The sequence below is a fragment of the Hymenobacter sp. 5317J-9 genome, from assembly GCF_022921075.1.
In the GTDB taxonomy this organism is placed as follows: domain Bacteria; phylum Bacteroidota; class Bacteroidia; order Cytophagales; family Hymenobacteraceae; genus Hymenobacter.
On record NZ_CP095050.1, the window covers coordinates 946559 to 960127 of the forward strand.

At 63.7% G+C, this 13569-nt stretch carries 10 protein-coding genes; 6 read left to right on the plus strand and 4 right to left on the minus strand.

Annotated elements, in window-relative coordinates; genetic code table 11:
- Positions 1 to 372: 372 nt before the first annotated feature.
- The 5 genes from MUN81_RS03810 to MUN81_RS03830 all read left to right on the plus strand — a co-directional run bounded on the left by MUN81_RS03810 (position 373) and on the right by MUN81_RS03830 (position 7113).
- Complete coding sequence (locus MUN81_RS03810; RefSeq protein ID WP_245115205.1) at positions 373 to 2778, plus strand: response regulator; 2406 nt, start codon at positions 373 to 375, stop codon at positions 2776 to 2778.
- 98 nt (positions 2779 to 2876) lie between these two features.
- Positions 2877 to 4037 carry an MFS transporter gene (locus MUN81_RS03815; RefSeq protein ID WP_245115207.1) on the plus strand — a complete coding sequence of 387 codons (1161 nt, stop codon included), beginning with the start codon at positions 2877 to 2879 and terminating at the stop codon, positions 4035 to 4037.
- Positions 4038 to 4198: 161 nt separating this feature from the next.
- On the plus strand, positions 4199 to 4576 hold the full coding sequence (locus tag MUN81_RS03820; RefSeq protein WP_245115209.1) for a cupin domain-containing protein: 378 nt from the start codon (positions 4199 to 4201) through the stop codon (positions 4574 to 4576).
- A 4-nt stretch (positions 4577 to 4580) separates the two neighbouring features.
- Positions 4581 to 5372: an SDR family oxidoreductase gene (locus tag MUN81_RS03825; protein ID WP_245115211.1), complete on the plus strand. Its 792-nt coding sequence runs from the start codon at positions 4581 to 4583 to the stop codon at positions 5370 to 5372.
- Between the two features lie 118 nt (positions 5373 to 5490).
- Positions 5491 to 7113, plus strand: a complete 1623-nt coding sequence (locus MUN81_RS03830) for an MDR family MFS transporter (protein WP_245115213.1) — start codon at positions 5491 to 5493, stop codon at positions 7111 to 7113.
- Between the two features lie 140 nt (positions 7114 to 7253).
- Here MUN81_RS03830 and MUN81_RS03835 read toward each other — a convergent pair whose 3' ends face one another.
- From MUN81_RS03835 to MUN81_RS03845, 3 genes are read right to left on the minus strand one after another with little or no spacing between them, the layout of a single operon-like run.
- Entirely contained in the window at positions 7254 to 8435 is a 1182-nt protein-coding gene (locus MUN81_RS03835) for a putative sulfate/molybdate transporter (protein WP_245115223.1), read from the minus strand.
- A gap of 31 nt (positions 8436 to 8466) precedes the next feature.
- The gene (locus MUN81_RS03840) at positions 8467 to 8703 is read right to left on the minus strand and encodes a hypothetical protein (RefSeq protein ID WP_245115225.1); all 237 of its coding nucleotides are present in this window, start codon (positions 8701 to 8703) and stop codon (positions 8467 to 8469) included.
- Between the two features lie 43 nt (positions 8704 to 8746).
- Positions 8747 to 10060 (minus strand): cation:dicarboxylase symporter family transporter, encoded by a 1314-nt coding sequence (locus tag MUN81_RS03845; RefSeq protein WP_245115227.1) that lies wholly within the window; start codon positions 10058 to 10060, stop codon positions 8747 to 8749.
- A 358-nt stretch (positions 10061 to 10418) separates the two neighbouring features.
- Between MUN81_RS03845 and fdhD the strand changes: the two genes are divergently transcribed.
- A complete protein-coding gene (gene fdhD, locus MUN81_RS03850; RefSeq protein WP_245115229.1) occupies positions 10419 to 11120 on the plus strand; it encodes a formate dehydrogenase accessory sulfurtransferase FdhD in 702 nt (233 codons plus the stop codon).
- Between the two features lie 27 nt (positions 11121 to 11147).
- Here the strand turns inward: fdhD and MUN81_RS03855 are convergent, their stop codons facing one another.
- Entirely contained in the window at positions 11148 to 13550 is a 2403-nt protein-coding gene (locus MUN81_RS03855; RefSeq protein WP_245115231.1) for a hypothetical protein, read from the minus strand.
- Between the last annotated feature and the right edge of the window lie 19 nt (positions 13551 to 13569).

Genomic DNA, 13569 nt, shown 5'->3' on the forward strand with positions numbered 1-13569 from the left:
CAATCGTTAGCTGAGCGCAGGCGAAATCCCGCGCCGTTGAAACGATGCCGTGTGTCTCAGGTCAGCAGCCCATTAGGTGAACTACTGTTGGGCTGCGCGTGCGCAGGTGCTCACCCGCGCTGCAAAACGGGTGCGCACGGTGGTGGAAAATAGTATCGTTGCTATGAGTTTGTTTAAATTTATTCATTTTTTAATCATGTGTTAGTAAGATGGTTAGCCTGCATTAAGGACATATCTTTGTTGCCTTATTATTTATACATTATTTAGGCAATGTCCTTTTCTACTCGTCTTTCTGCTTCTGATACCCCCGCTCCGGCCCCGGCCGAAGTTGAAGTGCGTAGCAGTAAAACGGCAGAAGATGAGATACTTGCTTTGCGGCAGGCTTTGGCGGCTGCCCAGGCCGAAGCCGCTACCGCCGCCCAGCGCCTCGAAGAGCAGCAGGATTTCTACGAGACCATTCTCAACAACCTGAAAGTGGAGGTGGTGGCCTTCGATACCGAGCACCGCTACCAGTTCGTGAATGCCCTGTGCTTCAAAGACCCGCACATGCGGCGCTGGGTGATTGGCAAAAACGACTTCGACTACTGCGACCTGCGCGACCTGCCCGTGGAGCTGGCCGAGAACCGGCGCCTGGCCTTTGCCAAGGCCGTGCAGTCGCACACCGAGTCGCGCTGGGAAGAAACCTTGCCGTCGGCCACCGGACCGCGGCGCATCCTGCGGCAGTTCATTCCTGTGTTTCGGCCCGATGGGCAGCTGCGCATGGTGGTGGGCACCGGCACCGACATCACCAAGCGCTGGCTGGCCGAGCAGAAGCTGGCCGAGCAGCGCGAATTCTACGAATTCACCCTCGACCACATTCCCTGCGACCTCGGTGTGTTCGACGCGCAGGGCCGTTACCTGTACGTGAACGCCGTGGGCATCAAGGACCCCGTGCGCCGCCGCTGGGTCATCGGCAAAGACAATGTGGAGTATTACACCCGCTACGGCTATCCGCGCGCTCAGGCCGAGGAGCGCCACGCCCGCATCATGGCCGCGTTCGACGGCGGGCAGCTGGTAACGTTTGAGGAATCGTATGACCGGCCCGGCGGCACGCGCCACCAGCTGCGCTGCCTGCAGCCCGTGTTTCATGCCGACGGCACGCCGCACCTGCTGGTGGCCTACGGCATCGACATCACCGAGCGCGTGCTCACGGAGCAGGCCCTGCGCCACGCCAAGCTGGCGGCCGAAAGCGCGGTGCGGGCCCGCGAGATTTTCCTGGCCAACATGAGCCACGAAATCCGCACGCCCATGAACGCCATCCTGGGCATGAGCCAGCTCTTGGCCAAAACCCCGCTGGAGCCCGACCAGGACAGCTACCGCCAAGCCATTGCCACCTCGGCCGAACACCTCCTGGTCATCATCAACGACATTCTGGACCTCTCGAAGCTGGAGGCCGGCAAGATGACGCTGGAGCACATGGGCTTCGAGCCCGTTCAGCTGCTGGCCGAAGTGGACCAGACCCTGCACTACCGCGCCGTGGAAAAAGGCCTGACCCTGCTCACCCGGGTGGCGCCCACGGTGCCGTCGGTGCTCATCGGCGACCCCTACCGCATCCGGCAGGTGCTGCTGAACCTGGCCGGCAACGCCATCAAGTTCACCGACGCCGGGCAGGTGAGCGTGAGCTGCGAGTTTGTGCCCGGCACAGAAGATGAACCCGGCGAGGTGGTGTTTGAAGTGGCCGATACGGGCGTGGGCATCGAGCCGGAGTTTGTGCAGAAGATTTTTCAGGAATTCAGCCAGGAAGACTCGTCCGTGACGCGCAAGTTTGGCGGCACCGGCCTGGGCTTGAGCATCTGCCGCAACCTGCTGGGCCTGATGGGCAGCGACGTGCAGCTCGAAAGCGAGAAAAACCAGGGCACGGTGATGCGCTTTGCCCTGCGCCTGCCCGTGGGCACCGTGCACGACCTGCCGCCCAAGGAAGTGCTGCCGCCCGACAGCCCCATGCGCAACGACCTGCGCAACAAGCAGGTGCTGCTGGTGGAAGACAACCGCTTCAACCGCCAGATTGCCAAAACCTTTCTCACCCACGCCCACGTGCAGGTGACCGAGGCCGAGCACGGCGCCCTGGCCGTGGAGCTGGCCCGCCACCAGCCCTTCGACCTCATTCTGATGGACATTCAGATGCCGGTGATGGACGGCTACGCGGCCACCGCGCTGCTGCGCCGGCAGCTGGGCCTGACCACGCCCATTGTGGCCCTCACGGCCAACGCCATCAAGGGGGAGCGCGAAAAGTGCCTGGCCGCGGGCATGAGCGACTACCTGGCCAAGCCATTTAAGGAAGAAAGCCTGCTAAAGATGCTGAGCAAGTGGGTGCTGCCCCACATGGCTCCGGCCGAAGAAGAAGACCACCCGGAAATGGCACCGGCAGCCGTTGCCGCGCCCGCCACTGCCGACGGGGAGGTGAAGCTCTACCAAGTAGAAGAGTTGCTGAAGGTGGGGCAGGGTGACCTCGACTTTGTGGCCTTTATGCTGGACACCTTTCTGGAAAGCTGCGAGGAAGCCTTGCGCGAGCTGAGTGAAGGCATGCAGCAAGCCGACATCGGCCTGCTGAAGGAGGCGGCCCACAAGCTGCGGCCCAACCTGGTGCACCTGGGCGCCCTGCACCTGCTGCCGCCCGTGGAAGCGCTGGATGAGTGGCAGGGCGGCTTCCGGCGCGATGCCCTGGAGCCGCTGGTGGAATCGGTGGGCCTGTTGCTGCGCGAAATCATGCTCCAGATTCGGCTCGATTTGGAGGAATAGCCCACGGTGGCAACTTCTGAGGGCGGCGGGGCGTTGGGGGAGCTTGTAGTTTTGCAAGACCGCCCGGCCCGCCGCGCGGCGCGTGAGGACCCGTGTTTATGATTTCGTTGACTGCTTCGGCCCGGCCGATTTCGCGCAAGGCCCACCGTGTGGCCGTGAGCGCCTTGTTTTTCCTGTTGGGCCTGTGCTTTGCGACCTGGGCGTCGCGCATTCCGAGCGTGCAGCAGCGCATGGGCATTTCGGAAGCCGCGCTGGGCGGCGTGCTGCTGGCCATTCCGCTGGGGCAACTGCTGTCGCTGCCCTTCACGGGCTGGCTGGTGGCCAAAGAAGGCAGCCGCAAGGTGGTGCTGTGGGGCGTGGTGCTGTATGCGGCCGCGCTGCTGGGCCTGGGCTGGGCCGCTAACCTCTACCAGCTGGTGCCCTGCCTGGTGCTGTTTGGCGTGGGCGGCAACCTCACCAATATCTCGGTAAATACCCAGGCCGTGGGCGTGGAGCGGCTCTACAAGCACCGGCCCATCATGGCCTCGTTTCACGGCCTGTGGAGTTTGGCGGGGTTTGTGGCGGCGGCCATTGGCTCGTTCATGATTGGGCACGCCGTAGCGCCGGGCCTGCATTTTATTTTCATTGCGCTATTTATTCTGGCGGGCCTGGCCGTGAGCGCCGGTTACACCGTGCGCCAGGACAGCAACGTGGACCCCGACCAACCCATCTTCGTGAAGCCCGATAAGGAGCTGCTGGGGTTGGGCGCCATTGCCTTCTGCGCGCTCATTTGCGAAGGGGCCATGTTCGACTGGAGCGGCGTGTATTTTAAGAAAGTCATTCAGGCGGAGCCGCGCTGGGTGGGGGCGGGCTACACGGCCTTCATGAGCACCATGGCGCTGGGGCGTTTCGGGGCCGACTGGCTGGCCCATCGCCTGGGGCCGAAGCGCGTGATTCAGCTCTGCGGCCTGCTCACCGCTACGGGCCTGCTGATTGCGGTGCTTCTGCCCATGCTGCCCACGGCGTTGCTGGGCTTTTTGCTGGTGGGATTTGGCACGTCGGCGGTGGTGCCGCTGGTGTACTCGGCGGCGGGCAAATCCACGCACATGTCGGCCGGCATGGCGCTGGCCTCGGTGTCGACGATTGGGTTTTTCGGGTTTCTGCTGGGCCCGCCGGTGATTGGCATGGTGGCCGGGGCCACGAGCCTGCGCGTGTCATTTGCCTTCATTGCCTTCATGGGGCTGTGCGTGTCGGCGGTGGCGGGCCGGGTGCGGGTGTAGGGCGGAACAGGGGTGGGAAAAGAACGTCATGCAGAGCGCAGCGAAGCATCTCGCTCGGAGCAGCAACCCTTTTCCTGCGATTGAGTTACTACCCCGAGCGAGATGCTTCGCTGCGCTCTGCATGACGTTCCGCTACTCCTTTTATACTTCAAAACACCCCCATGCCCGAAACCTCACAAGTGACCAAATACGCCTGGGACGACATGCCCAAGGAGCAGCTCTCCGACCAGCTGTCGCGGCGCCTCATCACCGGCGATAAAATGATGCTGGCCCACGTCTACCTCAAAAAAGGCTGCATCGTGCCCCTACACCATCACGAAAACGAGCAGATTACCTACATTCTGGAAGGCGCCCTGCGGTTTCATATCGGTGCCGAAGACGGCGAGGAGGTCATTGTGCGGGTGGGCGAAGTGCTGCACATTCCCTCCAACGTGCCGCACATGGCCGAGGCGCTGGAAGACACGCTGGACGTGGACATCTTCAGCCCGCCCCGCCAAGACTGGCTCGACAAATCGGACGACTACCTGCGTAAAAAGTAGGCTCATGGACCTCGGACTACAAGGCAAAGTGGCCCTGGTGGCCGCCGCCAGCAAAGGCCTGGGCCGCGCCGTGGCCGAAGAACTGGCGGCCGAAGGTGCCTCGCTGGTGCTCTGCGCCCGCGGAGATGAAGCCTTGCGCGCCACCTGTGCCGCCATCGAGGCCGCTCACGGCGTGCCCGTTCTCGGCCTGACCGCCGACGTGGCCAACCCCGCCGACGTGGCCCGCTTGGTGCAGGCCGCCCAAGAAAAATTTGGCCGCATTGATATACTGGTGACTAACGCCGGCGGCCCGCCCGCCGGCACCTTCGATTCGCTGAGTGCCGAGCAGTGGCAGGCTGCCACCGGCTTGCTCCTCACCAGCGTGGTGGAGCTGACGCGCGCCGTGCTGCCGGGCATGAAGGCGCAGGGCTGGGGCCGCATTCTCAACATCACTTCCATCTCGGTGAAGCAGCCGGTGGAAAACCTGATGCTCTCGAATAGCCTGCGGGCGGCCGTGACGGGCATGGCGCGCACGCTGGCCACGGAGGTGGCCCCGTTTGGCATCACCGTCAACAACATTCTGCCCGGCTACACGCGCACCGAGCGGGTGGTGAACCTGGCCGACGCCACAGCCGCCAGGGAAGGCATTTCGGCCGCCGACGCCACCGCCCGCTGGGAAAACCAGATTCCGATGCGCCGCCTGGGCGAGCCGCGGGAGTTTGCGGCGCTGGCGGCGTTTCTGTGCTCGGAGCGGGCCAGCTACATCACCGGCACGTCCATCCCAGTAGACGGCGGCTGGATACGCTCGCTGCTGTAACCTCTGCAGCCGGCTGCGTATAAGAAACAGAGCGTCATGCTGAGCGCAGTCGAAGCATCTCTCCCGCAGCAGTAAAACCAATTACTTGTGCGGGAGAGATGCTTCGACTGCGCTCAGCATGACGTTCTGCTTTCAATCGGCCACGCTCTCACTATTTCCGCTCTTCATTTTGACCGAAAACCTCACCCACCGGCAGAAGATGCTCACCTTCGGCGGCATTCTGCTGGCCATGTTTCTGGGGGCGCTGGACCAAACCATTGTGTCGACGGCGCTGCCGCGCATCGTGGCCGACTTGCAGGGGCTCGATAGGTTTACGTGGGTGGCCACGGCGTACCTGGTGGCCAGCACGGCGCTGGTGCCCATTTACGGCAAGCTGGCCGATATGTATTCGCGGCGCACCATCGAGGTGACGGCGGTGAGCATTTTTCTGGTGGGCTCGATGCTGTGTGGGCTGGCCGGCGAGTTTGGCCCGCTGCCGCTGCTGGGCGATGGCATGAACCAGCTGGTGGTGTTTCGGGCCATTCAGGGCCTGGGCGGCGCGGGGCTGTTTGCCATGGCCTTCATCATCATTGCCGACCTATTTGCCCCGGCCGAGCGGGGGCGCTACCAGGGCTTTACGGGGGCGGTATTTGGCACCTCGTCGGTGCTGGGGCCGCTGCTGGGCGGCTTTCTGACTGACCGCGGCACCGGGCTGATTCCGGGCGTGGCCGGCTGGCGGCTGGTGTTCTACGTGAACCTGCCGCTGGGCGCGCTGGCCCTCTGGTTCATTCTCACGCAAATGCCTCCCCTGCGCCCGCGCACCGAGCCCAAGCCGTTCGATTTCCTCTCGGCCGTGCTGCTGATGGTGGGCCTGGGACCCTTGGTGGTGGCGTTGCAGCTCAACAAAGCCCAGTACGGCTGGACGTCGCCGCTCACGCTGGGGCTGCTGGCCGTGGCCGTGCTGGCGCTGGGCTTGTTCGTGGTGCGCAGCCTGCGGCACGAAAACCCCATTCTCAACTTTGGGCTGTTCAAAAACCGCGTGTTTCGGACGGCCAACGCGGCGCTGTTTCTGATGGGCGGCGCGTTTCTGGGCGTCATCATTTTCGAGCCGCTGTTCATGGTGAACGTGCTGGGCGAAACGGCCACCCGCGCCGGCATCAGCCTCATTCCCATGTCGCTGGGCGTGGTCACGGGGTCGATGCTGGCCGGCCAGATGGTGTCGCGCTTCGGCCACTACAAGCGCTGGATGCTGGCCGGGCTCGCGCTGCTGCTCGTGGGGCTGTCGCTGCTGGCCACCATGCCCGTCGACGTGCCCTACTACCGCGTGCTGATGTACCTGGCCATCTGCGGGCTGGGGCTGGGGCCCACCATGCCACTCTACACCCTGGCCGTGCAAAACGCCACCGAGCCCGCGCTGATGGGTCAGGCCACCTCGGCCAGTCAGTTTTTTCGGCAGATTGGCGGGGCCATCGCGGCCTCGGTGCTGGGCACGGTGCTCACCCTCACCCTGGCCCAAAACCTGCCCGCCACGGCCGCCAGCTCCGCCGCGCAGCAAACAGTGGTGGCCGAAGGCCCGGCGCTACCTTCGGCCACTGCCACCGGCCGGCCGAACGAGGCCATGCGCCAAGCCTTCTCCAAAGCCATTTCGCGGGTGTACTTCTTCAATATTTTCCTGGTGGTGGGCGGGCTAATTATGACGCTGTTTGTGCCAGAGCTGCCGCTGCGCAAGGCCAATGAGCAGGTACCAGTGGCGGCAGAGTGACGTCCGCCCCCGGTCCGACGGCGCAGCCGTCCGACCGGTCTTCGTGAGTACCGTCTGCGACCAGCCCTGAGGATACCATTCAACGATTTCGTCCTTGTGACGACTGGTCGGACGGCTGCGCCGTCGGACCGGAGTAGCCGCTAGTGCTTGCCCAGCCCCACCCAGCCGCGGCGCATGGCGTAATACACGGCCGTGCCTACCACCAGGCCCACGAGGTAGCCATAGGGCAGCCCGGCGCACAGCAGGCCCACCAGCAACGCCACCAGCAGTTCGCTCCGGTCGCCGCTGATGTCGCGCAGCAGCGTGGCCAGCGACAGCGCCTCGAACAGCAGCAGCACGCCCAGCACCGGCAGCGGAAAAATCTGCACCACCTCGGCAAAGCCCTGGCTAAAAAACAGGCCCATCACCAGGAAAATGCCGCCGTAGATGACCACCGAGCCGCCCGTGCGCGCCCCAAATGCGTAATGACCCACCATTCCCCCCGAACCGTGGCACACCGGAAAGCCGCCGAAAAATGGATTTACCAGATTCATCAGCGCGTAGGTGAAGCTGATTTTGCGGGTGGTGAGCTGTCGTTCGGGAAATAAATCGTGCGCCACCTGCCGGGTGGCCAGCACCGAGTTGCCGAGCGACAGCGGAATCTGGGGCAGCGCCAGCAGCACGGCGCCGGTGAGGATGTCGGCCGTTTGGGGCAGGTGCCAGGTGGGCAGGTGCAGGCCCACGGCCTTTTGGGCGGTGGCCAAATCGAGCTTGAACATCAGTGCATACGCCACGCCCAGGGCAATGACGATGAGCGCCGCCGGCCAGCGCCGGTTGCCAAACAGCACTACCGTCACCGCGAAGGCCGCGGCCGCCAGCGCATAGCCCGCCGCACCGTCGGCGCCCACGTACTTGGTGAGGGCCAGCGTGGAGAGCTGCAGCGCCAGCCCAAACTGGATGCCGCGCACCACGGCCTTGGGCACCAGCCGCCCCAGCGCATCAATAAGCCCCGTCACCGACAGGAAAAACATGCTGACCCCAATGGCCAGCCCACCGCCAAAAATGACCCGTCCAGGCAGTTTCTGGGCAATAACCAGCGCCGCAAACGCTTTGAGCGGCTGCACCGGCATGGGCATGCGGTACCACAAGCCGGTGAACACCTGCATCAGCCCAAACATCACCAATACCCCGGCGCTGTCGATGCCCGAGGCGGCGATGACGCCAATGAGCAGCGGCAGGTCGGTGCCCAGGTCACCGAAGGCGCCGGCCACCTCGTTGCGGTCGAAGCGAATGGGCGGACGGGTAGGGGCGGGGGGCGCTGGTTGGGCTTGGGTGAGGGTCATGGTAAACGTGAACAGCTGAGCTTACTTAGCATTACTCCTCATCGCGTAGTCGCGTTCTGGCTTCGGCAACCAACGTGGCAAAGTTTGCCTGCAGCAGTTCTGGTAATTGCTTCTCAAGCAAGCATTCTACGTTCCAAAGCGCACGTTGCTCGGCTTGGTCCTCAAACAACTCTGGTTGGTCTGTTGAATTTATTCGATGCAGAAATTCGAACAACACCAAAGCCTCGTCTTTTGATAGGTTAAGTAGGGGTTGGTCTTGGCTAGACATGCTTGCTGGTCATTGGTTTACGTTTGTGGTAGTTCCGACCACATCATTTCCTGTTCTTCAACAGGCGCGCCAATTCGCTGGCTTGCTCAGCGGCCTCGCCCAGGTACTCGCCACTCGTGTAGCCTTTGCGGAAACGCAGCGGCTTAAGGCGCTTGCCCAGAGCATCGACGGCCATTTCGTGGTCGAGGGCGCCTTCGTTGTGGGCCAGGAACACGGTGGCCACGCCGTTGCCAATGAAGTTGGTGATGCTGCGCGCTTCCGACATAAACCTATCCACGCCCAGCAGCAGGGCCAAGCCTTCCACCGGAATCACTTTCATGGCCGTGAGGGTGCTGGCCAGCACCACGAAGCCGCTGCCGGCCACGCCCGCCGCGCCTTTCGAGGTCACCATCAGAATGCCCATCATGGTCAGAATCTGGCCCGCGGAGAGGTCGACGTGGAATACCTGCGCCAGGAACAACGTGGACAGCGAGAGGTAGATGGTGGTGCCGTCGAGGTTGAAAGAGTAGCCCGTGGGCACCACCAGTCCCACCACCGGCTGGGCGCAGCCCATGCGCTCCAGCTTTTCCATGAGGCCCGGCAGACCGGCTTCCGACGACGAAGTGCCCAGCACAATCAGCAGCTCGGCCTTGAGGTATTTGAGGAACGACCACATGCCCACGCCGCAATAGCGCAGAATGGCTCCCAGCACCACAAAAACGAACACACCCATGGTCAGATACACGGTCACCATGAGCTTGCCCAGCGGGAGCAGCGTGGCAATGCCGTACTTGCCGATGGTGAAAGCCATGCCCCCAAACGCCCCAATGGGCGCCAGCAGCATCACCAGGTGCAGCCCGCGAAACACGTATTTGGAGGCTTCTTTCAGGAAATGAATGATGGGCTTGCGGCCGGCGTACTTGCTGAGAATAATGCCCAGCGCTATGGCCACCAGCAGCACTTGAAGCGTCAGGTTATCGGCCAAAAAGTGAGTCCAGGAGAAATCAGTGGCCCTTTTGGTGAACTCGCTCACTTTGCCGGTATCCAGCTTGCCGGTGCTCACACCCGCCCCTGGCCGCACCAGCGCCGCCACGCCCACCCCGATGAGCAGGGCCAGCGTGGTCACAATCTCAAAGTACAGCAGCGCCTTGCCGCCGATGCGCCCCACCTTCTTTAAATCCCCCATAGTGCTGATGCCGAGGGTGATGGTGAGGAAGATAATGGGGTTGATGAACAGCTTGACGACGTCGATAAACCGCTTGCCCAGAAACTCCATCTGCACGGCTTCGGCGGGCCGGAAGTGGCCTAGCAGTGCCCCGGCCACAATGGCCAGCAGCACCCAAAGCGTGAGGTTGCGGCTGAGTTTCTTGAATTTCATGGGCAGAATGTGGCGGAATTAGCTTACAAGAACGTCAGGTAAAAGAGAACGTCATGCAGAGCGCCGCGAAGCATCTTTACCGCCACCGCTAATCCTTTTTCTTTAGCGGTTGGTTTACCTGTGGCCGGCGAGATGCTTCGCGGCGCTCTGCATGACGTTCTCTTTGCTCGCATTCCCGCCCCATGACTCCCGCCATCCTGCTGCCCGCCGCCAGCTATGAATTTGCCAGCATCCAAAAGGTAAGCGGTGCCGGCCCGCCCGTGCCGGCCTCCGACCAACTGGCCGCCGAGGAACCGCTCGAAATCCGCGTGGGCTACGATGCCGGGGGCAGCGCCAGCACCGCACCCTCTCGGTCACCATGCGCACGCCCGGCCACGACGAAGAGCTGGCCGCAGGCTTCCTGCTCACCGAAGGCCTCATCCACAACAAAAAAGACCTACTCGGCATCATTCCCTGCCCCGACGTGCAAAAGGCCGAGGAGGCAGGCAATGTGGTGCGCGCCGAGCTGGCCGCGCACGTGCAAGTCGATTTTGCGGCCATGGAACGGCATTTTTACACCAGTTCCAGCTGCGGTGTGTGCGGCAAAACCAGCATTGATGCCGTGCGCACGGCCTCCTGCCCGGTGCTGCCTGCCGAGGGGCCGCACCTCAGCTACGCCACGGTGCACCGGCTGCCGGAGCGGCTGCGCGCGGCTCAGGCCGGCTTCGAGCAAACCGGCGGGCAGCACGCTTCGGCGCTGTTTTCGCCGACGGGCGAACTGCTGCTGCTGCGCGAGGACGTGGGCCGGCACAATGCCTTGGATAAAGTCATTGGGGCGGCGCTGCTGGCTGGCTGGCTGCCGCTACACCAGCACATTCTGCTGGTGAGCGGGCGCGTCAGCTTCGAGCTGGTGCAGAAGGCGGCGGCGGCCGGCATCGGCGTGCTGGCCGCCGTGGGCGCGCCCAGCAGCTTGGCCATTCAGGCCGCCGAGAGCTTCGGCATGACGGTGCTCGGCTTTGTGCGCAACGAGCGGTTCAACGTGTACTGCCACGGGTGGCGTTTGACGGAGCGCGCCGAATAAGCTTTTCTCGGCTCCGCCTCTGGGGGACTATAGCGCCGGTTTTACTTCAAAATCGAAGCTGGTAGTTCCCGCCGAGCCATTGGGGCTGAGGCCCTGCACCACCACCCGGTACTTGCCGGCCTGGTCGGAGGTATAAAACGTGAGCTCCTCTCCGCTGGCATTGGGGTTCCAGTAAAGCAGGTTGCGGAAGTCGGGCATACGGCTCTGGACGGCTTGCGGGGTGTCGTAGCGGGGGGCATAAAACTCGCGCTGGCCCTGCAGCCCTTCGTAGTCCTGCAGCAGGGCGTAGGGGTCGGGCGGCACCCCGCCCAAATCCCCTTTGTAAGAGGTGTAGCTCACCACACCGTTGTACACGAGTGGGCCGTGAAAATAGCGGGCCGTAATCACGTCCAGACGTTTGATTTTTAAGGGGTCGACGGCCATTATTTTGTTGGTGTCAAACACGGGCATTCCGTCCAGTAGCACCAGCGGGTTTTCCAGCAGGTTGCGCGAGTTGTGGTCGAGCACCAGGAAGTGGAAGCCGTCCTTGCGCATACGCACCATCACCCCCGGCACGTATTCGCGCATCACCTCTTCGAGGGTCTTAAACCGGGTAAACTGGTCGAGGAAATACCGCTCGTCGGGCTTGCCGTAGAAGGTAGCGGTGTCGGGGAGGGGCGTGGAGTAGGCCGGTGTTTTGCTTTGGAAATGCAACTGTACTTCCGATTGCACGTGGCGCTGGCGCAGGCTGGCAGCCCAGCCCGGCGGCAGCTGCAACGGCGCCGATGGCCGCCGGGCATAGCGCGTGGAAAACGGCGACAACAGGTCGACGCGGTACAGGGTGTCGCGCTCGGTATTGGGCTGCACGATGAGTTGGGTGGGGCCGTACAGGTCCGGCGCTTCAAAGCGAATGCTGCCGTCGGCCCGGCTCACAGAATTGTATAGCTGGAAATAGCGGCCGGGCATCGTGAGGTAGACGGGCACATTGGCCACGGGCGCGCCCGTGGCGCTCAACACCACCTGGCCCCGCACCACGTGGCCGTTGAGCTCGGGCAAGTGCTGCAGCGGCGCTGGCTTGGGGGCCAGCACGTCGGCCCACTTAAAGCGGCTCCAGCCCTGGGTCAGCATCAGGTTGTCGGTGGCTTCGGCGCGGTCGCGGCTTGGGCTCGTCAGGTAGTATTCCGGATTCTCCACCACGCCCCGCAGCTCCGAGGTCAGCCACAGGTAGGGCACGATGTTGGTCCCGCCCGCGGCCGAAAGCGAATCGAGCTGATACACCGCCACCGACAGGTTGGCCGGTCCGGCGGCCGTCAGCCGCAGGCTCACCTTTTCGCGGGGCCCGTACTGCGGCTTGTCGGTTTGGGCCGCGAGGCGGAGTTGTTGGGCCGGCGGCCGGAAGTAGAGCCGCTCGCACACCGGCTGCCGGCGGCTGTTGAATAGCGTGAAATGCGAGATGCCATCGGCCAGCCCGGTTTTGGCCACGCTGAACACGGCCTTGCCTTCGTAGAGTTGGCCCGTGGCCGCCACCGCCACCTGCTGTCCGGCGTGGGCCAGCAGGAAAAGGCGCTCGTCCGCGTCGCCGGTTCCGGTTGCCTGCACCACCAGCCGCAGCCGCTCGGCACTGCCTTCTTCCAGGCGCAGCACGTAGCCCCGCGACTCCACCACGGGAAGGCTGACGACGATGGGCGGGCGGCGGGCCAACTTGATTTCGGCCCGGTACCCCCCACCCGCGCTGGACGGAACGAAGGAAAAGCTACCCAGGCCCTGCCGCAGCGTGGCAAACTGCGCCACGCGCGCGCCGCTGGGGTCGAGCACCACGCCGGTAGCCGCCACGCCGTGCCCGGCCCCGTCCGTTATTTTAAAGCCCACCCGGCTGAGCAGGCCTTGCACGAGGTGGCCGCCTTCGGGAAAAAAATGCGCGTCGGGCGCGGCGGCTGGGCCAGCCGCCGGCAGTCCCGATTGCGTGTGCGTGTTCACCACGCTCACCGTGGTGTGGAAATAAAGCTCGGGGTCGCCGTTCTGCATCCAGCGGGTATAGGCGCGCACCGTGTAGTGGCCCGAAGGCAAAGACGAAGGCAGCACCAGCGACCCCCACCCTGCGGCGCGCGCCAACCCGATTTTGGTTTGCAGCACGGGCACGTTCTCGCGATTGAGCACTTCCACGTAGGCCACTTTGCTGGCGGCCAGGGGCCGGTGCGGATTGCCGGCCACGGTGTACGCCTTAAACCACATGGTTTCGCCGCTCAGGTAGCTGGGCCGGTCCACGTGTAGGTAAAGCTTTTCGGCGGGCACGCGCTGGCTGTAGGCTGCGAAGCGCGGGCCAATGGCCGGCAGCAGGGAGTCGGCAGGCTGCTGGGCCCGGGCCGTGCTCAGGCCCAGCAGCCCGGCTACGGCCGCGCCGAGCAAGCGTGTCTGTAGCCGGCAAAACGTCAAAAAGGAGCGGTCAGTCATTAAGAAAAAGGACGCAAAA